Source organism: Stagnihabitans sp., from assembly GCF_964946895.1.
Map to the genome: position 1 here is coordinate 24,829 of NZ_CBBQHX010000036.1, position 18,919 is coordinate 43,747.

General features: G+C 63.6%; 16 protein-coding genes. 12 read left to right on the forward strand and 4 right to left on the reverse strand.

Going from position 1 to position 18,919, the window contains the following annotated elements; all coding sequences use genetic code 11:
• Positions 1–1,011 (forward strand): aldo/keto reductase, encoded by a 1,011-nt coding sequence (locus AC1Y2B_RS18765; protein WP_482254646.1) that lies wholly within the window; start codon positions 1–3, stop codon positions 1,009–1,011.
• Positions 1,008–1,886, forward strand: coding sequence for an aldo/keto reductase (locus AC1Y2B_RS18770; protein WP_482254647.1), 879 nt, complete (start codon positions 1,008–1,010; stop codon positions 1,884–1,886). The genes AC1Y2B_RS18765 and AC1Y2B_RS18770 overlap by 4 nt, the downstream gene beginning before the upstream one ends.
• Positions 1,887–2,290: 404 nt before the next feature.
• Here the strand turns inward: AC1Y2B_RS18770 and AC1Y2B_RS18775 are convergent, their stop codons facing one another.
• Both AC1Y2B_RS18775 and AC1Y2B_RS18780 read right to left on the reverse strand, forming a co-directional pair.
• Positions 2,291–2,887 carry an NADPH-dependent F420 reductase gene (locus AC1Y2B_RS18775; protein WP_482254648.1) on the reverse strand — a complete coding sequence of 199 codons (597 nt, stop codon included), beginning with the start codon at positions 2,885–2,887 and terminating at the stop codon, positions 2,291–2,293.
• 9 nt (positions 2,888–2,896) lie between these two features.
• On the reverse strand, positions 2,897–3,646 hold the full coding sequence (locus tag AC1Y2B_RS18780; RefSeq protein WP_482254649.1) for an SDR family NAD(P)-dependent oxidoreductase: 750 nt from the start codon (positions 3,644–3,646) through the stop codon (positions 2,897–2,899).
• Between the two features lie 187 nt (positions 3,647–3,833).
• Here AC1Y2B_RS18780 and AC1Y2B_RS18785 point away from each other — a divergent pair, with 187 nt between their 5' ends.
• The 10 genes from AC1Y2B_RS18785 to AC1Y2B_RS18830 all read left to right on the forward strand — a co-directional run bounded on the left by AC1Y2B_RS18785 (position 3,834) and on the right by AC1Y2B_RS18830 (position 15,915).
• Entirely contained in the window at positions 3,834–4,703 is an 870-nt protein-coding gene (locus tag AC1Y2B_RS18785; RefSeq protein ID WP_482254650.1) for a LysR family transcriptional regulator, read from the forward strand.
• Positions 4,704–4,957: 254 nt separating this feature from the next.
• Positions 4,958–5,590, forward strand: coding sequence for a tyrosine-type recombinase/integrase (locus AC1Y2B_RS18790; RefSeq protein WP_482254651.1), 633 nt, complete (start codon positions 4,958–4,960; stop codon positions 5,588–5,590).
• Positions 5,591–6,146: 556 nt separating this feature from the next.
• Positions 6,147–7,229: an ABC transporter substrate-binding protein gene (locus AC1Y2B_RS18795; RefSeq protein ID WP_482254652.1), complete on the forward strand. Its 1,083-nt coding sequence runs from the start codon at positions 6,147–6,149 to the stop codon at positions 7,227–7,229.
• Positions 7,226–8,470 (forward strand): acyl-CoA dehydrogenase family protein, encoded by a 1,245-nt coding sequence (locus AC1Y2B_RS18800; protein ID WP_482254653.1) that lies wholly within the window; start codon positions 7,226–7,228, stop codon positions 8,468–8,470. Before AC1Y2B_RS18795 ends, AC1Y2B_RS18800 begins: the two co-directional genes overlap by 4 nt.
• Before the next feature lie 13 nt (positions 8,471–8,483).
• Positions 8,484–9,773 carry an acyl-CoA dehydrogenase family protein gene (locus AC1Y2B_RS18805; RefSeq protein ID WP_482254654.1) on the forward strand — a complete coding sequence of 430 codons (1,290 nt, stop codon included), beginning with the start codon at positions 8,484–8,486 and terminating at the stop codon, positions 9,771–9,773.
• A gap of 45 nt (positions 9,774–9,818) precedes the next feature.
• Positions 9,819–11,114, forward strand: a complete 1,296-nt coding sequence (locus AC1Y2B_RS18810; RefSeq protein WP_482254655.1) for an acyl-CoA dehydrogenase family protein — start codon at positions 9,819–9,821, stop codon at positions 11,112–11,114.
• Positions 11,111–12,196, forward strand: coding sequence for an ABC transporter substrate-binding protein (locus AC1Y2B_RS18815; RefSeq protein ID WP_482254656.1), 1,086 nt, complete (start codon positions 11,111–11,113; stop codon positions 12,194–12,196). Before AC1Y2B_RS18810 ends, AC1Y2B_RS18815 begins: the two co-directional genes overlap by 4 nt.
• A 26-nt stretch (positions 12,197–12,222) precedes the next feature.
• On the forward strand, positions 12,223–13,359 hold the full coding sequence (locus AC1Y2B_RS18820; protein WP_482254657.1) for a sugar ABC transporter substrate-binding protein: 1,137 nt from the start codon (positions 12,223–12,225) through the stop codon (positions 13,357–13,359).
• Positions 13,359–14,936 carry a sugar ABC transporter ATP-binding protein gene (locus AC1Y2B_RS18825; protein WP_482254658.1) on the forward strand — a complete coding sequence of 526 codons (1,578 nt, stop codon included), beginning with the start codon at positions 13,359–13,361 and terminating at the stop codon, positions 14,934–14,936. The genes AC1Y2B_RS18820 and AC1Y2B_RS18825 overlap by 1 nt, the downstream gene beginning before the upstream one ends.
• The gene (locus AC1Y2B_RS18830; RefSeq protein WP_482254659.1) at positions 14,926–15,915 is read left to right on the forward strand and encodes an ABC transporter permease; all 990 of its coding nucleotides are present in this window, start codon (positions 14,926–14,928) and stop codon (positions 15,913–15,915) included. The genes AC1Y2B_RS18825 and AC1Y2B_RS18830 overlap by 11 nt, the downstream gene beginning before the upstream one ends.
• Before the next feature lie 546 nt (positions 15,916–16,461).
• Here the strand turns inward: AC1Y2B_RS18830 and AC1Y2B_RS18835 are convergent.
• The gene (locus tag AC1Y2B_RS18835) at positions 16,462–17,781 is read right to left on the reverse strand and encodes a type II toxin-antitoxin system HipA family toxin (RefSeq protein WP_482254660.1); all 1,320 of its coding nucleotides are present in this window, start codon (positions 17,779–17,781) and stop codon (positions 16,462–16,464) included.
• Positions 17,778–18,374: a helix-turn-helix domain-containing protein gene (locus AC1Y2B_RS18840; protein ID WP_482254661.1), complete on the reverse strand. Its 597-nt coding sequence runs from the start codon at positions 18,372–18,374 to the stop codon at positions 17,778–17,780. The genes AC1Y2B_RS18835 and AC1Y2B_RS18840 overlap by 4 nt, the downstream gene beginning before the upstream one ends.
• Positions 18,375–18,919 lie beyond the last annotated feature (545 nt).

Here is an 18,919-nt window from a genome sequence, read left to right on the forward strand (position 1 = left end):
ATGAAAACCCGCACACTCGGCCGCTCTGGCCTGAACGTCTCGGAAATCGGCCTCGGCTGCATGGGGATGAGCTTTTCTTATGGCACCATCCCCGCGCCCGCCGAGATGATCCCGGTCCTGCACGCCGCCTTCGACCGGGGGGTGACTTTCTTTGACACCGCCGAGGTCTACGGCCCCTACACCAACGAATACCTGATCGGCGAGGCGCTGCAGCCGTTCAAGGGTCAGGTCACCATCGCCACCAAATTCGGCTTCCGCCTCACACCGGAAGGCCAACCCGCCGGTGACAACCCTGCGGGTGGTGGCCTCGACAGCCACCCCGAGACGATCCGCCGCGTTGTCGAAGGGTCCTTGCGCAGGCTGCGGGTCGAGAAGATCGACCTTCTCCATCAGCACCGCGTCGACCCGGCCGTGCCTATCGAGGATGTGGCGGGCACCGTCGGGCAAATGATTGCCGAGGGCAAAGTCTCGCATTGGGGTCTCAGCGAAGCTGGCGTCGGCACCATTCGCCGCGCCCATGCCGTGACACCGCTGACTGCCTTGCAAAGCGAGTACTCGATCTGGTCGCGCAATATCGAACGCGAGATTCTGGGCGTCATCGAAGAACTGGGCATCGGCCTCGTCGCCTATTCGCCCTTGGGAAAGGGCTTCCTGACCGGCGCCATCAGCGCCGATACCGAAATCGCCGCCACCGACTTCCGCGCCAAACTGCCCCGCTTCACTGCCGAGGCCCGCAGTGCCAATCAGGCCCTCGTCGATCTTCTGACCAAGATCGGTGCAACCAAAGGCGCCTCCCCTGCGCAGATCGCCTTGGCCTGGCTGCTCGCGCAAAAGCCCTGGATCGTGCCGATCCCGGGCTCCACCAAACTGTCGCGGATCGAGGAAAACCTTGGCGCGGCAAGCCTGGTCCTGACGGCCGATGATCTGTCCGCCATCACCGCCTCGGCTGAAGCCATCCGGATCGAAGGCGCGCGCTATCCCGATGCCATCGAGAAGACCACGGGGCTATGATGCAACCTCGCCGCCTTGGCCGCACCGGCCTGACCGTCCCGCCCATCGCCTTGGGCGGAGCAGCTTTCGCCTATGTCCATAAAACCGCTGGCTGGGACCCGACAACGCCCGAGGGTCAGAAGGCCGTCCACACCTTGGTGCATCGCGCGCTGGACCGCGGGATCACCTACATCGACACCGCCGCCGCTTACGGAAACGGGTATTCCGAAATGCTGGTGGGCGAGGTGATGAAGACTCGCCGCACCGACTGCACCCTCGCCTCGAAAGTCTGGGCCGATATCAGCCATGACGAGGTGGTGGCCTCTGTCCACGACAGCCTGCGCCGCCTGCAAACCGACCACATCGACGTGATGCAACTGCATGGTCGGATGTTCGCGGCTACGGATGTGGCCCATGTCCTGACCGGCGGCCCGCTCGATGCGCTGCGGATGCTAAAGGCGCAGGGCAAGATCGGCCATATCGGCATCACGTCGGAGGAGCCCTACTCCCTGCTGCCCTTTCTGGCCGAACCCGACATCGAGGTCTATCAGATCGCCTACAACCTGATCTACCAGGCCGCCGCCCGCCATTTCCTGATCGAGGCCGCCAAGGCTGACGTGGGCGTCGTGACCATGCGGACAATGACCTCCGGGATCTTCCAACGGCAGATGCAGTTGCTGGCCCCCGAATTGCATCCGGCACATGATCTCTACGACGTTGCACTAAAATTCGCCTTGTCCGACAGCCGAATTGCCTCCGCCATCGTCGGGCTGCGCTTTCCGCACGAGGTCGACACCAATGTCACCTTGGCCGAGACCTTTGTTCCACCTGAGGATTTCGCCGACATGCCCCGGCTGACATTTGCATTGTACAGGGCTGAGGATGAACAGAAATGAGACGTCAGCCTCCAGGATAAAATCGGTCTGTCTATGCGCGCGATATCCGCAGCTACAGGTTTCCGGCCAAATTCTCTGGCGGTCGAATGGCCGCATTGACCGGTGAACAAAGCCACAATGAACTTGGACGAATGCCCACTTTCCGCCCTCCACGTCGATGAGGACCTGAAAATGCTGCACATCGAACGAATGGCGGCTTCGGCGCGATGCTGCGACAGCCATGCCGCACTGCCGTCAGGCAGCTCCCCACCCCTTGCAACGCGCGGCTTTGGGTTGGCAAGGTCATGCAGGCTCTCTTTCACGAAGTTCGAAACAGTCGATCGCTTCAGCCGCCCGATCCTTCAAGGGCGTCTGAAGCATTGCGTGCGGCCTGACGGGGGCCTTGCCTTGCGGCCAAGGCCCGCTTACGGCACCTTGAACAGGTCCTTGAAGACCAGGCTGCCCCAGGCGCCCGCCTCGCCCTGTACCAGCAGCCCCCCGGCGTCCAGCGGGCCAAGGCTCACCGGCGCAAAGCCCAAAGAGCGGGCCAAGTCGGCCACTTGCGGCACCGCCTCGGGCATGTTGCTGGCCAGGAAGACCACGCGGTGCAGGTCTTCCCGGATCGGATCGCCGGCCAGGGTCGCGGCAACCAGGTGGTTGAAGCCCTTCACCACCCGCGCCCCCGGAAAGGACCGCGCGACGAAGGCGGTGGAGGGCAGGCCCGCCAGCGCCTCCCGGGGGGCCAGGGTGTTCATCGCGTCGACGATCACCTTGCCGCCCCAATCCGGCAAGAGCGCGCCGACCGAAGGATGGGTGTCGAAGGGCAGCGCCAGGATAATCGTCTCGGCCTTCAGCGCCTCGGCCAGGGGGACGGGGCGCACGCCAGGGCCGATGGCCTGGGCCAGGGGGGCCAACGTCTCGGGCGGGCGGTGGCTGGCGACGGTGACCTCCAGGCCCTGGTGCGCAAAGGCGCGTGCCAGGGCTTGGCCGATCCGGCCAAAGCCGATGATGGATTGTGTCATGTCGGCCCCCTAGACCTGCGCCATGCCGCCATCGACCGCCAGATCGACACCGGTGATGAAGGAGCTTTCCCCCGAAGCGAGGAAGGCCACCGCAGCGGCGATCTCGGCGGGCTTGCCACGCCGGCCCATCGGCACTTGTGAGGCGAAATGGGCGGCGGCGGCTTCGACCTGGGCGGGGGAGAGGCCCGCCTTCTCCAGCGCCGGGGTCTCGACCGGGCCGGGGCTGATCACATTCACCCTGATGCCGCGCTTGGCCAAGTCCGTGGTCCAGCCGCGCCCATAGGCCCGCACCGCCGCCTTGCTGGCCGCATAGGCGCTGAAGGCGCCGTCGCCGCGCAGATGGGCGACCGAGGCATTGAGGATGATCGACCCGCCATCGCTCATCAGCGCCAACGCCTTTTGCACGGTAAAGAAGGTGCCCTTGGCGTTCAGATCGAAGGTCGCGTCGAAATGCGCCTCGGTGGCCTGCTCGATCGGGGCGACCTCGCCCCAGCCGGCATTGGCGAAAAGAACGTCGATCCGGCCGTGCTTCTCCCGGACCACGGCGTAAAGCCGGTCGAGGTCCTCCAGCCGCGAGATATCCCCCGCCACTGCTGTGACATCGCCGCCGATCAGCACCGCCGCCTCGGCCAGTTCCTTCTCCCGCCGGGCGGTGATGACGACCGAGGCGCCCTCGGCCGCAAATCGCTGCGCAGTGGCGAGTCCGATGCCGCTGTTGGCGCCCGTGACGACGGCGACCTTGCCTGCAAGTCTCTTCATGATCTTTCCTTTCCCGGGGGCCATCTGCGCCCCTTCCGGCAACATGACCCCAGGGGCTTCCCGTGTTCAGTGCGAAAGCCCGCAGAAGGCTGGTGCGGAAACGATCCGGATATCTCTTTCTTTGTTGGCGTGCATTGCCCTATCCTCTCTCAAGTCGGTGCCGGAGCGCACCGGGAGGGAGGCCAAGATGGACTGGGACGACATCCGCCACTTCCTGGCCGTGGCGCAGGGCGGCTCGGTCCGGGCTGCGGCCGCGGCGCTTGGGGTGAACCATGCCACTGTCCTGCGCCGGGTGGCCCAGCTGGAAGCCCGACTTGGCGCGCAGCTCTTCGAGAAGCTCCCCTCGGGCTATCGCCTGACCACGGCGGGGGAGGAGATCCTCGACCTCGCCGCCCGCATGCAGGAAAGCTCACTTGCGCTGGAGAGCCGGGTCCTGGGCCGCGACCAGGGCCTGCGGGGCCGCGTGCGGGTGACCCTGCCGCCGCCCCTGGCCGCCCATCTTTTGATGCCCGATTTCGCCGATTTCGCGCAAAGCCATCCCGAGATCGAGCTGGACCTGGTTTCCTCCGGCGCACTGGCCAACCTGACCAACCGCGAGGCCGACCTTGCGATCCGCGTGGTCTATGACAGGGATAGCCTGCCGCAGAACCTGCATGGCCGGAAGGGGCCGGAGCTTTGGGGCGCGACCTATGCCGCGCGGGCGGGCCATGAGGCGGGGCGCTGGATCGTGGTCGGCGGCTCCAGCGTGCCCGACTGGGTGCGCGCGCTGGAGGCGGGGGGCACGCGACCGCCGCTGAATGTCACGGATTTCGACGCCCAGCTTGCGGCGGTGCGGCAGGGCATGGGGGCCACGGTCCTGCCCTGTTTCGCGGGGGATGCCGATCCGGCGCTTGTCCGGGTCGCTGTGCTGGAGCCGCAACCCTACGGCCGGCTCTGGCTCCTGACCCAGGGCGAGATGCGCAAGACCCGTCGCGTCCGCCTCCTGGCCGAGTTCATCGCAGGACGGCTTTCCACCCATGGGCCGCGCCTCGCGGGGCAGGCCACGGCGGCAGGCTGAGATCAGTGCGGCCTGTTTCCGGGAACATTGGCCGCCGGAACGGAATTGCGCCCCGCCTGTCCGGTCGCGGTCCATCGGAAGATGTCCAAAACCATGAACGGCTGCTGTCGGGTGTGGCTTGGCATTCGGGAACCATCACTCGCCGACCGCTTTCCGCCCGCTACGATTTATCGGCACTCAAACTGCGGTCGATGCTACAATGCCATGTCGGCAAAGCCGAGGACGTGGCGGGTTTGGCGGGCAGGAGATAAGCCATGCCTATCGAAACACTTCCCGTCATCCGTCCCACACGCGCGCCTTGGAACAAGGGCCGCATTGTCGGCCAGAAGCGCCCGCTGTTGCCCAAACATGTTTGGTCCATCCGTGTCCGGCTCGAAATGGCCGACAATAAGCGCGACCTTGCGCTGTTCAACATGGCCATCGATTGCAAGCTCAGGGGTTGCGATCTGGTCTGCCTGAAGGTGAACGATGTTTACGCCGCAGGCCGCGTCAAAGAACGCGCCTCGGTGACGCAAAGCAAGACTCGCAAGCCTGTGCGCTTCGAGATCACCGAAACCACGCGACTTTCGGTGGAGCGTTGGATCAAGGATCCCGAAATGATCGGTTGCGAATATCTTTGGCCCAGCCGAGTCCATGCCAGCCCGCATCTATCCACCCGCCAATATGCGCGGATCATGCGCGACTGGGTTCTCTCGATCGGTCTTGAACCGAGCGCGTATGGCACCCATTCGATGCGGCGCACCAAGGTTGCCCAGATTTACAAGAAGACAGGCAACCTGCGCGCTGTTCAACTTTTGCTCGGGCATACCAAGATGGACAGCACTGTTCGCTATCTTGGAGTCGACTTAGACGACGCGCTGTCCTTGTCTGAAGGGATCGATCTGTAACAACCCTGCCGATCGGCGTGCGATGCGCCGGTCGGCCCAAAGCTGCCGGTCGTCGGCCGGGAGTGCTGCGCTGCGGTTTTCCGAAAGCTGCCGCTTGGCCGACGCAATGGTGGCATCCTTACAGGCATCCATGCGTTCTCACTCACCTAGGAATGCTGACCCGTGATCGGCGTGCAAAGGGGACTTCTCGTTGCGGCTGGTAGCTGCGATCCGACCTGCGTTAAGCCCCTTAAACCCGTAGATCGAATCGGCTCCAAGATTACGGCGTACAGTCTTGAACGAAGCCATCGCCCTCGACACACACAAGACGTTTTCCGTGTGCCTTTTCCGCAACAGCCACTTCCTGCTTCGAATGGCTCATCGCTCGCAGGCTCTCATCCATCTCGTAGCGCAAGGACAGCAATAAGATTCTGTCCCGCCGGCACTCCCGTTCTTTCTGATACGGATATGGTCAAAGTCTCGGCCCTCGTCGTCGCCTGCGACAATTTTACAGTTTATCTATAGCTTTAGTCGTGTTTATCTTTGTCCTTGAAGTTAAACGTGAAAAGAGCGGGACATGTCGAAATCCGAAGTCTGGTATACGCGCTGCCCGGTGCCGACGGCCCTTGGACTTGCTGTTCGGCGGGGCGATCTGCCCAAGGCCCTGCAAGCGAAAGGTGTGGCCTTCCGCTCGATCCAGGCGACCGGCGAGAAGGCCACTCAGCAGTCGCATTTCACCCATAGCATTGACCGCTCGATCCGGCACGGCGGTAATATCCCGGCGATCTATGCCCGTTCCCAAGGCGCTGATACCCGCATCGTTGCCCTGTCGTGGAGCCGCACGCCGCATCCGATCCTGACCTTGCCTGAAAGCGGCATCCGGGGCGTGGCGGACCTGAAAGGCAAGCGGCTGGCGCTAACGCGGCGGCTGAATGATCCGATCGACTTCTGGCGCGCCTCGGCCCTGCGCACCTATGAGGCGGCGCTGGCCAGCGTCGGCCTGACGCTGGCGGATGTGACGCTGGTCGAACTGCCGGTGGCGCGGACCTATCTTGAGGACGGTCGCCTGCCCGGCCAGTCCAGCCTCGCCACCGGTGGCAGCCTGCAGCGCGAAGAGGTCTTCGCTCTGCTGCGCGGAGAGGTCGATGCAATCTACTCGCAATCCGCCTTTGCGACCGAGGTTCAGGCCTTCACCGGCGCCGAAGTGGTCTTTGATGCCTGGGACCTGCCCAACGAACTTGACCGTGCCAACAACGCCCTGCCCGAGGCCTTCACCGTCTCGGCTCGCCTGATCGCGGAGGATTTCGAGGCGGTGGCTCTGATCCTCGCCCATGCTATCGCCGCTGCCGATTGGGCCAAGGTCAACCCATCCGAGACGCTGCGGATCGTGGCTTCTGAACAGAAGGTCTCGGTCGAGGCGGTGGATGTGACCTACGGGGCGCGTCTGGCGCAGGAGCTTGACATCGACCTGTCGGACTTCCGCCTCAAGGCACTTGCCTTGCGCAAGGACTTCCTCCTCCGTCACGGCTTCATCACCAAGGACTTCGATCTGGACGCCTGGATCGACCCCCGCCCCCTCGCCCGCGCCCAAGAGATTGCAGCCACTTGGCGCGCCTCGGGCACCGCCCCCCTTTCCCGCAAAACCGAGGTTCCCGCATGACCTTCCACCAGCTTCCCCACACGCCGACTCCCGCCATCGAGCCCTTCGATGCCACGGTCGTCCTGCCACCCTACTCAGTCGACCCCGACGCCCCCCTGCGCTTCGCGCGCGCCTTCGCGGCCGAGCTCGCCCGCACCGCAACCGAACGGGAGCGCGCCGGCACCCTACCCAAGCACGAGGTCGAAATCCTGAAGTCCAGCGGTCTGGTCAACCTTCTGATCCCAGAAAAATTCGGCGGCCTCGGCGCGCGCATTCCAACCGCGTTGGCCGTGCTGATCGAGATCAATCGGGGCGACGGGTCGGTCGGCTCGCTTCTGGGCTATCACTACACCAACTCCGGCGTTGCGCGGCTTTATGACGTGGACACCGACGCCGAGGCTCTGGAGCGGTTGTCAGCACAGAACCGCTGGTTCTGGGGCAACATCAGCCAGCCTTTCGCCCGCACCCTGCAAGCCAGCAAGGACGGCGAGAACTGGCGGCTGAACGGGTTGAAATACTGGAACACCGGGCCGTCGCTCGCCGATGTCACCACGGTTCTGGCCCACCGAGACGGCGCGGATGAAGTGGTCTACGGCTGGATCCCAGCCCGGCGTGAAGGCCTGACCTATCGCCAAGACTGGGACCATCTGGGCCTGCGCCTGACCGATACCGTGACTATCGACTTTGACAATGTCGAACTGAAAGCCGCCGAGGTCTTCAAATCCAGCTTCGGCAAGGTGCAAAGTTTCGCCCCGCTCTACGCAGCCATCGGAGAGCTATATTTCGCCAGCTACTACCTCGGCTCGGCTTGGGGCGCGTTGGACGCCGCCCGCACCTATACGCTGGCCCATACTCGTCCAGCCCCCGGCTCGGGCCTGGCTGCCACGCAAGACCCCTACATCCTGCGCGAATACGGCCAGTTCTGGACGGAATTGGAGGCGGCCACCGCCTATTACTACGCCGTGGCCGAAGAAGTTCAGGACGGGTTTGATCGTCGCAAGACCATCACCCCGCAAGAGCGCGCCGTTCTAGGCATCAAGGCCAATGCGGTGCGTGCCCAAGCCACCCGCGTCGGGCTGGAGCATACGGCGAAGATCCATGAGCTGACCGGGGCGCGCTCGACCGCCAACAGTTTCGGGCTGGACCGCTTCTGGCGCGATATCCGCACCCACACGCTGCACGACAACCAGCACTACAAGCTGCGCGCCATCGGCGACTACGTGCTGAACGGTGCCGCCCATGAATTCCCGCCCTTCGCATGAACAGGCTTTTCAAATGACCGAACAGAAACCCATCAAGATCGCGGCCAAGCCTCTGGTGCCGCCGCCCGACCAGACTTGGCTGCGCGCCAAGTCGCTGTTCGACCGCCCGCATTCCGCGCTTGAGGAGAAGTGGTTGGCCGTGGCGCGCGAGGTTTCGGCCGAGTTCACCAAGTCCGTCGTCGAAGGCTATCGCACCCGCCGGCGTCCGACGGCAGAGATCCAGCGGCTGAAGGACTCCGGTCTCACTACCCTCCTGATCCCCGAAAGCCTCGGCGGAGGTGGCGGCGATTGGCGGCTGGTGGTCGAGGTGATCCGCGAGATTTCCGCGGGCAATGCCTCCTTGGGGGTGCTTCTGACGCACCACTACTTCGGCATCGAAGGCCTGGGTGGCCTGCCCGAACCCGCAAGGACCGAGGCTTATCGCGACGCGGTGGCGACCAAATACTTCCGTGGCGTCATCGCCAACCCGCGTGACCCCGAGATCATCGCCACCCCACAACCCGATGGCAGCTTTGTGCTCAATGGCCGGAAAAGCTTTTGCACCGGGGCGGCCTTTGCCGATGTGATCAACGTGCAGGTCCGCCGCGCCGACACCCAGCAACTGGCGCTGGCCTCGGTGCGGCCTCCGGTAGCCGGGCTGACGCATCTGGGCGACTGGGACGCCATCGGGCTGCCCCAAGGCGACAGCGGCAGCTTCACGCTGGAGGATGTGGTGGTTCAGGCCGCCGACCTGCGCTCCTTCGGGGTGCCCACGGCGGCAGGGGAGCGGCCCGAGCCGAATCTTGGCGCCTTAGGCGTACCCTCAGGCAACCTCGCGTTTTCCAACGTTTATCTTGGCACCGCCATCGGAGCCCTGCGTGCAGCTCGCGCCTATATCCAGACCGAGACGCGGCCTTGGATTCTATCGACCGCCGAGCGGGCCGCCGATGACCAGCTGATCGTCAACCTTTATGGCGAGCTGTGGTTGCAGCTGGAACAGGCGCTCGCGGTGGCCAACCATGCCGCCGAAAAGGTGCAGGCGGCCAAGAATACCCCCTTGGAGGACCTGACCGAGGATCAGTTGGGCGAATTGCGGGTGACCGTGGCGGCCATAAAGGTCGCGGCCACCAATGCCTCGGTGAACATCACCTCGAAGATTTTCGAACTGATGGGCGCCCGCTCCACCGCCAACAAGTACGGCTTTGACCGCTTCTGGCGCGATGGCCGGACCTACACGCTGCACAGCCCGGTCTTCTACAAGATCCGCGAGCTTGGCCAATGGGGGCTGAACGGCGCTTATCCGCCGGCGACCTTCTACACCTGAGCCGCCCCTGCCCTTGCCCCCCCTCCCCATTCCTGGACAACAGCAATGAACATCTCGACCACGGTCGGCACAGCCTCCCTCTCTGCACCAGACCGGCGCAAGCTGGCCGAGACCTATACCGGTGCCTTCGACCCCACCCGCAAAGCGCATGTGGTGGCTGATGCCGCCGAGGCGATCCGGGTCGCCACCCAGTTCGCCGAAGAAATCCGCCCCGCCTCTGCCCTGCGCGAGTTAGAGGGCATCGCCCCGGTGACCGAACTGGAGCGCGCCTCGGAGCTTGGCATGATCAGCCTTTTCGTGCCCCGCTCGCATGGCGGGCCAGAGGTCAGCTATGGCACGCTCGCCGAAGTCATCCGCATCATCGCCGAGGTGAACCCCTCGGTCGCGCAGATTCTGATTGCGAACTACACGCTGGGCGATGTGATCACCCAGAAGGGCAATGAGGCGCAGAAGGACCGCTACCTGCCGCTGATCCTGCAAGGCGCGCGCATCGCCAACGCGATGACTGAGGGCGGCACCAAGTCGGCGGCGGATATCCTGACGACGCTGACACCGCGTTCGGGCGGTAAATGGGAGCTGAACGGCGAGAAATTCTACACCACTGGCTCTTACGTTGCGCACTACTTCCCCGTGCTGGCCAAGACGGACACGGGCATCGCTTACGTCTTCGTAGCTCGCAACCAGCCGGGGGTTGAGGTGCGCGACGACTGGCGCGGCATCGGACAGCAAGGCACGGTAAGCGGCAGCGCTACCTTCAAGGGCGCAGTGGTAGATGACTTTGCAGTGATCCCCGCCGGATCGACCCCCACCCCGCACAGCGGCAACACCTTCGCTCAACTGCTCCATGCCGCCGTTGACGTCGGCATCGCAGGCGGCGCCCTGCGCGAGGCCATCTGGTTCCTCAACGAAAAGGCACGGCCCTGGCCCGAGGCCGGGGTGGCGCGGGCGGCGCAGGAGCCGCACACGATCCGCACCTTCGGCGAGTTGAAGGTTCTTGAACTGGCCGGAGACGCCTTGGTTGGTCGCGCGGCGGATATCCTCGACCGCCTTCGCGCCGACCCGGAAAACGCCGAATTGCAAGCGCAATCTGTACTAGCTGTGGCTGCGGCAAGGGCGGCGGCGGATGAGGCTGCGCTGAAGGTCTCGTCGGAAATCTTCGCTTTAGGAGGTGCGCGGACCTCGCTCGAAAGCTTCAACCTAGACCGTTTCTGGCGCAATGCACGGGCCCATACCGTACATGACCCGATCCGCTGGCGTCACCACGCCATCGGCGACTACCACCTGAACGGCGTCACCCCCGCCGACAACGCCCGGGTGACCTACCGGAGGGACCCGGTGTGAACCTGCCCCTCCTCAACACACCGGGCCGTCAGGTTGACACCCTCTGGTACACACGCTGCCCGGTGCCCACCGCCTTCCCGGTGGCACTGCACAACGGCTGGATCGAAGCGGAGTTTGCCGCCGACCGCATCGCGGTCTCCTCCCTTCGGCAATCCACCGACCGTAAGGTGCAAGAGAGCCACTTCAACCACACCCTCGCCGACAGCTTCCGCTATGGCGGGAACATCCCGCCCATCTGGGCTAAGTCGCAGGGATCGGATACCAAACTGATCGGCATCGCCCGGATCGACGCGCCGCATGTCATACTGTCCCTACCTGAAAGCGGCATCCGCACCGCCGCTGACCTGAAGGGCCGCCGGTTGTCCCTGCCGCGCAGGGTGAATGACCAGATCGACTTCTGGCGGGCCGGGGCGATCCGCACCTATGAGGTGGCGCTGGCCTCCGTTGGCCTCAGCCTTGACGATGTGGTGCTGGTGGATCAACCGATCTCGGCGACTTTCATTGACCCGAACGCGGCCTCCTCGGTCACCAGTTCGATCTTCAGCCAAGTCCGGCGCAAGACCGCCCTTTCCGCCGATCTGACTGCCTTGGTGCGCGGCGAGGTCGATGTGATCTTCTCCGAAAGCCTGTTCTCGACCCACCTGCGCAACTTCCTCGGCGCGCATGTCGTCTACAACGTGGCCGACCATCCTGACCCACGGGTCCAACACAACAATGCCATCCCGCAGGTCTTCACGGTGAGCGCGGGGCTGGTCAAGGACCGCCCCGATCTGGTCGCCCGCGTGCTGGTGCAGGTCTTGCGTGCTGGTGAATGGGCCAAGACCCACCGAGCCGAGGTGATCCGCGTCACCGCGCTGGAGGGCGGCGTCTCCGAGGAGGTTGCCGATATCACCTATCCCAAGCTGGAGCTTCAACTTGCCACCGATCTGTCACCGGAAAACATCGACCTGATCCGGCTGAGAAAGCAGTTCCTCTTCACCCATGGCCTGATCCGCGACGACTTCTCGCTGGAAGACTGGATCGCCCACGAACCCCTCTCCTTGGCCCGCGAGATCATCGGCCGCGAGGGCCTTGCCCCTTAACCCTCTTTAAAGACTGAAGGAAAGACATGACACGTTTCCACATATCCCGTCGCCTGCTTCTGTCAGGCATCGCGGCTGCGGCCCTTACCACGGGCGTCGCCCGCGCCCAAGACCTCGCTCCCGCCGCCGCCGAGGCCAAGGCACTGCTCGAGGCGCAGCTTGGCACTCCGGCCTTCTGGGCGCCGCCCGCCTTCGACATCGCCCTCGCGAAGGGCAAGCAGGTCTGGTGGATCACCGACCAGAAGACCAATATCCTCAAGCAATGGTCCGAGGGCGGACAAGAGGCCGCCGGCGTCGCGGGTCTGGACTTCCATCTGTTCGACGCGGGATCCTCAGTGCCCGAACAGGTGCGCGGGATCGATCTAGCGGTTTCCTCTGGCGCTGCCGCCGTAGTGATCGGTACCGGCTTCCCCGGTGAGGCCTTCGCGCCGCAAATCGCCGCCGCCAAGGCAGCAGGTATCCCGGTCTTCACGATAAACAGCCACCCGCTTGGCCCGGATGCCCCGCCGCGCGTCGATGGCCATGTGGCCGATGTCAGCTATAACTACCCCGGCGCAGGCAAACTCCTCGCCGACTGGTTCGTGGCGGATTCCAATGATGCGGGCCATGTGCTGCTAGTGGACATCTCCGGCCTGCCCTCGGCTGGCTGGACACTGGAGGGGTTCAAGGCCGAGGTCGCTCGCCTGAAATCCAACGTCAAGATCGACGAGGCCGCCACCGGGTTGGGGCCATCCATTCAGACCGATCTGGCCAACCTCGCCTCCACGACGATCCTGCGCGATCCCTCGATCACTTACATCATCCCCCCGTTTGACGACTTCGCCCTCTTCGTCCAGCAGGGGCTGGCGCAGTCAGGAGCCTCGGGCAAGGATGTCAAAACCGCTGGCTTCAACGCGGTGCTGACACAGGTCACCAACCTCAAGAACGGCGGCACGCAGTTGCAGATCGACCTTGGCGGGCCGAACCAGTGGTTCTCTTACGCCGTGATCGACGATGTGCTGCGGTCGCTGACCGGGCAAGAGGTGATCCAGGACTACAAAATCGGTTACAAGGTCTTCACCCACGACAACACCCAAGCCATCGACACGACCAAAGAAGTCGATAGCGACTGGTATGGCGTCGACTACTCGGCCGAGTTCAAGAAGGTCTGGGGCCTGAACTGATGCCAGCAACCCGGACCCCTGCCTTGGTGTTGCAGGATGCCTCCATCGCCTTCGCGGGGATCCGGGTGCTTCATAACGTCACTTTGCGCGCAGAGCCCGGAGAGATCCGGGCTCTGGTCGGCAAGAACGGGTCGGGCAAAACGACCCTCATCAAGATACTGTCGGGCTTCAACCGGCCCGATCCTTCCACCCGGCTTTGGCTGGCGGGGCAGGAATTGTCCCTGCCCGCCGACCCCGACGCCCTGCGCGCGGCGGGACTTGCCTTTGTCCACCAGGACCTTGGCCTGATCCCCGAGGCGACTGTGCTGGACAACCTTCTGGTCGGCCGCTTCCAAGCCCGCGCGCTGGCGCTGATCAACTTGCGCGCTGAACGTGCCCGAGCGACCGAGGCCTTGGACCGCTTTGGTCTGCATGTTGATCTGCAGGCTCCAGTTAAAAACCTGTCCGCCGTGGAAAAGGCTCTGATCGCCATAACGCGCGGCTTTCTGGACACCAAGGAACGCGGCGGTCTGATCGTGCTGGATGAACCCACCGCATTCTTGCCCGAGGCCGATGTTGCGCGTCTTTTCGCCGCCATCCGCAGCATGGCCGAGCATGGCACGGCGGTGATCTATGTCTCGCACCGGCTGGACGAGGTTCTGACGCTGGCCCATTCCGTCACCGTCCTGCGCGATGGCCGCGTGGTTCACGAAGGGACAACGGCAGGCCTGTCGGAGGAGGCCTTGGTCGGCCATATCCTCGGCGTCGGCCTTGACCGCTTCTATCCTGACCCTGCCCCGCCCAGCACTGGGATCTCCCTGCGGATCGAGGGCCTGACCGGCCCCGGCCTGCGCCCCTTCACCGCCAGTTTCCGCAAGGGCGAGATCGTGGGCCTTACTGGCCTGGGCGGTGCAGGGCATGAGGATCTGCCTTATCTCGCCTTCGGGGCCAAACCTGCCACCGGGGGAATCCTGACGCTGGGCGAGCACCGCCTTGCCCATGACGAGCTTGACCCGCTTTCCGCACGCAAAGCCGGCATCGCCTTCCTGCCCGCCGACCGCCAGCGCGACAGCGGCGCGCAAGGGGCGAGTCTAGGCGAAAACGTTACCCTCCCCGTGCTGGACCGCTTTCTTCCCGCTACCCTCCGCAAGGGCCTTCTGTCCTCCCTCGCCCCGATCCAGCGCAGCGTCGAGACGGCAGCAGCCACCTCCCTTCTGCGGCGCTTCGGCGTCCAGCCGCCCGAGCCTGCGCGTCCCCTGCGCACCCTGTCCGGCGGCAACCAGCAGAAGGCCCTTCTCGGCAAATGGGTGCAGACCGGGCCTTCGGTCCTGTTGGTGCATGAACCCACGCAAGGCGTCGATGTCGGCTCCAAGCAGGACATCTTCCGTAGGCTGGAGGAGAGTGCATCCCAGGGTGTGACCGTCATCATCGCCTCGGCCGAGGTCGAGGATCTGGTGCGCCTCTGCCACCGCATCATCGTCTTTCGGCGCGGTCAGGCGGTGGGAGAATTCACCGCCCCTGGCCTGAACGAAGAGGCCATTCACGACCTCGCCTTCCGCGACACCGCCCCCAACCGGAGCCTTCAAGATGTCGGATGACACCTCCCTTCCAGTCCCCAACGCCCCGCGCCGCCTGTGGCCGGATGTCGAGCGCTTCGGTCTGGTCTATGTCCTGATCTTGCTGATCGTGGTCTTCAGCCTTTTCGTACCCTATTTCTTCCGGCTGAGCACCTTCCAGATCGTTCTGGGGTCGCAAGCCACGCAAATCCTTGTGACTTTGGCCGTTGTGATCGGGCTTCTCGGCGGCGAGTTCGACCTGTCCGTGGGCAGCGTGGTGGCAGCTTCAGGTGTCTCGACAGTCTACCTCAACACGGAATACGGCTTGCCCATCGCCTTGGCGGTTGTGATGGTGCTGGCCGGAGGGCTGTTGTTCGGCCTGTTGAACGCCGCGCTGTCGATCGGGCTAGGCATTGCGTCGATCATCATCACGCTAGGGACGGGCACGCTTCTGATGGGCCTGTCGAACGGTTGGGCCGGGTCAGCGCCGCGCGGCGGGGTGGACCCAGGCTTTGTCGCGCTGATCTCGACGCCGATCCTGGGCCTGCCCTTGGCTATTTACCTGACTTTCGCCATCGGAGGCCTACTGTATTACGTGCTGGAACACACCCCGCTGGGCCGCCAATTCGTCTTTGCCGGCCAGAACCCCGAGGTGGCACGTCTGACCGGCATCCGGGTTCAGCGGTTGCGGGCGGGCTCGCTGGTCTGGTCGACACTGCTGGGCACGGTGGCGGGCATCCTGCTGGTCGGCATCACAGGGGCCTCGGTCCCTGCGGTGGCCAGTGGCTATCTGCTGCCGGCCTTTGCCGGGGCTTTCCTCGGCTCCACCGCGATAAGGCCGGGGCGGTTCAACGTGCCGGGGGTCTTCGTGGCGATCTACTTTCTGGTCACCGGGGTCACCGGATTGCAACTGTTGGGCCTGTCGGGCTGGATCAACGATGTCTTCTACGGTGCCTCGCTGGTCGGTGCGGTCGTGGTAACGCAAGTCTTTGCCCGCCGCAGTGCAGCGCGCCGGGCTTGAGCGTGTCTTCGGACAAATGACCGGAGGTCATGTGGCGAAGAGATTGGCAACGATCCGGCGCTGATCGTCGCCGCATCGACGTGTGCCGGTGCAAGAAGTCCTTGTGCAAACAGTGCCGAACGCGGCTTGACAGGTGCAAGAGAAGTGCGGGCAATGTTAGCGACGAGGACGGCCCATTGCTGCCCCTTGCTCTTGGTGGGACATCTCGAGGCCGCTTCGCATTAGCGGCCCTTCGTGCCCGACATCAACTCTGGTCGGACAGGGTCCACGAAATCGGAAGGAGGCACTTTCCGCAGGCCCAAATGGGCTGATCGAGAGCACGTTGTGCAGAACAGCCATATCGATGGTCTCCGCCAAGATCTTCTGTGACCACGAGCCGCCTCCACCAGGATTGGCGCTAAGGCGTTTGGTTTGGCTGACCGCACCATTTCCGCCATCCGGCTCAGTTAGCCTAGGAACCTTGAGAGCAGTCAGATGGTGGTTCCCTTGAATGAAATCTGTTGCCGACTGCTGATCATCCTGTCGGTGGAGTGAGGCGCGACACAATCAGCCGGGGCGCTTTTGCCCAAAGAGTTCCCATCTGAAACCATTCCGCGACCTGCGGACGAGGTCTTCTGGCACTCCGGCCGCCTCAGCATGCTGATCCCAGCGGGTAAGCGCATCGCCGATCCGTCCGATGAGGTCGCGTATATCTCGTGTCCTCATATCGGCAAACCTCCCGAAATCCACTAGGTCCTCGGTGGTAAAGCCATCCGCCTTTCCGTTCAGCATCATCTGGTGCTTCGCTGTCCAAAGGCCGGAAGGGTTGTAGGCATGGGTGACGTCGAAGGCCGGAGAAAGCGCCCACCGCCCGTCCCGATCCATCAGGAAGGCGATGTTCTTGACATGGTCGTCCTGATTGCGGATTGCGAGGTTCAGAAAGGCGCGTCGGACCTGTTCGACCACATCCTCCTGGGGTAGGCTGAGCGCCTGGATCGTTTCGATCGCCTGCTCGTAGCTGTAGCCTTGGGGCACATTGAAGTCGAAATGGCGGAGCGCCCCGAGCGACTGCATATGGAGCTTGCCGCCGTCGTCCGTCCGGTCGAAGCGCTGGGTCATGAAATGCGCGCGCCCGCCCTCTTCGTGGAGCCGACAGCGGGACATAGTGACGTCGGCGTCTCGGGCCAATTCACTGAAGGCGTATTCCATCCGGCCAAAGCCCTTGGGGTCCTTCAGCTCCTTGTCGCTGTTTTCGTCGATCCCGTCGAACTTCAACAGCCACTGGGTGAAGCCCGGATCTGCCTTGACTTGGCCTGACCTGAACTCGCCCGTCTTCTCGTTCCAGGCTATCACAGCCTTGGCCCGGGCCCCGCCCGCCGATGTCCCGATGACGAGGATATCCTCGAGATCCTTGTGATCATCCTTACCCGCGAGGGTGCCGCCCACCTCCGCGCGCTGCGACAGGACGCGATTGGCCAGATCGACCAAGGGTTCGATCTCGATCTTCCGGCTCCGGTTGCGCTTCGGCCCGCCATCCGGCGTATACTCCAGCGCACCCATGCCGCGATTGCCGGTGTAGCACAAGCGTTCCACCGGATTGAAACTCGCCGCGTCTCGCCCCTGTGCCGCCAACCATTGATCGATTAGCAGGTTGCCGAACTTATCCGGGAGACTGTCTGACAGCATTCCCGGTAGACCCTTGAAGGTATCTTTGCTCAGGCCAGGAAAATCGATTGGGCCGGGCCTGGCGGGCATCATGAAGGGCGCCAACTCGATGCCAAACTTGATAAACTCCGGGGTATATTCGAAGATGCCGTAGCCGCGATCCCCCCAGAGGACCGCGCCGATCTTCGTCCCCCACAGGGAGACAGATGCCCGGGTGCTCACCGCTCGTCACCCCATTTCGGCCGCTTCAAATTTGCCGAGGTCCAAGCAAGACGCTTGCTCACAGCATTCATCGTTGTCCCAGCAGAAAGTTTGCCCGCCCTTTTTGCCTTAGCCCCAGTAGGATGCGTGCCCGTCACTTCATCGTAGAACCCATCAAGATTCTTCCGCATCACCCCGGCAGGAATCTCGGCCGCCTTTTGCGCCTGCTTTCCTGACGTCGCGGTGCCGCCCGAGTTTCTGGTGATTACTTGAGGAACCCCATGACGGTCAGGCTGGAGGACAAATGCCTCCCCACCGGTCGCCCGCTGGCGCTCGCCCGATTTCACGTCGAGCGGGCTCTCCTTGATCTCGGGGAGCAGAAGATCCAGGCGATCCTCCAGCCCGAGCGCTTCCAGCACGCGCAGCGTCGTATCGAGAGTTGCCGCGCCTTCCTTCTCCAGTCGGGCTAGGGTGGAGCGGGCGATGCCGGCTTGCTCCGCCAGATCCTCTTGGCGGATGTTGCGGGACAGCCTCAATGCCTCGAAGGCCGTACCGAGCTTGGCCATCCGCCGTTGCCGGGACTGCGCAGGCGTAAACGCTTTGATGATCCTCATGCCGATCCCCTCCGCTCTTGTCTCGAATATAGGACATAATCGCCGTGAAGTGAAGTCTTAATACCGCATCGAAATCGAGACATAGAGGCCGATTACGCTGTTAGTGCATCGATAAGGAGACATAATATGGGAAGAAGAAGTCCACTATAGTGTCTCGATATCACTACATTGACTGAAGCACATCTGAGGGAGAGCCTTACCAAGGATCTGCAGTCCGGTTACCGGACAGCTGTTACCACGGCGATTGGGCCGTGGGATACCCATCATGTTGCCGCTCCACAGCCGAATTTTGTAGAGTACGGATGGCTGCTTCCACAGCCTTCTACGATTGCAATGTTGTGCGAACGTATGTCCGCTTCCCGCCCTTGCGTCGATCCGGGCCGGCATCGACGCGTTCGGCCCTTTGCGGACACTCGAGAAGGAATGCTAGCGCTTGGGGGAAGGCGCCAAAGCGGACGATCGGTTTGATCGCAGGCTAAATGTTTTCTGGCGTATAAATCTCGAACCCAATCATGCGTTTGGTGACCCCAGTTCCAGTGCTGACA

Bases quoted from the DNA above. Each gene is read 5' to 3' on its own strand.
- AC1Y2B_RS18830 (WP_482254659.1), top strand. From the start codon at position 14,926: ATGTCGGATGACACCTCCCTTCCAGTCCCCAACGCCCCGCGCCGCCTG.
- AC1Y2B_RS18775 (WP_482254648.1), bottom strand. From the start codon at position 2,887: ATGACACAATCCATCATCGGCTTTGGCCGGATCGGCCAAGCCCTGGCA.
- AC1Y2B_RS18825 (WP_482254658.1), top strand. From the start codon at position 13,359: ATGCCAGCAACCCGGACCCCTGCCTTGGTGTTGCAGGATGCCTCCATC.
- AC1Y2B_RS18790 (WP_482254651.1), top strand. From the start codon at position 4,958: ATGCCTATCGAAACACTTCCCGTCATCCGTCCCACACGCGCGCCTTGG.
- AC1Y2B_RS18800 (WP_482254653.1), top strand. From the start codon at position 7,226: ATGACCTTCCACCAGCTTCCCCACACGCCGACTCCCGCCATCGAGCCC.
- AC1Y2B_RS18780 (WP_482254649.1), bottom strand. From the start codon at position 3,646: ATGAAGAGACTTGCAGGCAAGGTCGCCGTCGTCACGGGCGCCAACAGC.
- AC1Y2B_RS18795 (WP_482254652.1), top strand. From the start codon at position 6,147: ATGTCGAAATCCGAAGTCTGGTATACGCGCTGCCCGGTGCCGACGGCC.
- AC1Y2B_RS18810 (WP_482254655.1), top strand. From the start codon at position 9,819: ATGAACATCTCGACCACGGTCGGCACAGCCTCCCTCTCTGCACCAGAC.
- AC1Y2B_RS18770 (WP_482254647.1), top strand. From the start codon at position 1,008: ATGATGCAACCTCGCCGCCTTGGCCGCACCGGCCTGACCGTCCCGCCC.
- AC1Y2B_RS18765 (WP_482254646.1), top strand. From the start codon at position 1: ATGAAAACCCGCACACTCGGCCGCTCTGGCCTGAACGTCTCGGAAATC.
- AC1Y2B_RS18840 (WP_482254661.1), bottom strand. From the start codon at position 18,374: ATGAGGATCATCAAAGCGTTTACGCCTGCGCAGTCCCGGCAACGGCGG.
- AC1Y2B_RS18820 (WP_482254657.1), top strand. From the start codon at position 12,223: ATGACACGTTTCCACATATCCCGTCGCCTGCTTCTGTCAGGCATCGCG.
- AC1Y2B_RS18805 (WP_482254654.1), top strand. From the start codon at position 8,484: ATGACCGAACAGAAACCCATCAAGATCGCGGCCAAGCCTCTGGTGCCG.
- AC1Y2B_RS18785 (WP_482254650.1), top strand. From the start codon at position 3,834: ATGGACTGGGACGACATCCGCCACTTCCTGGCCGTGGCGCAGGGCGGC.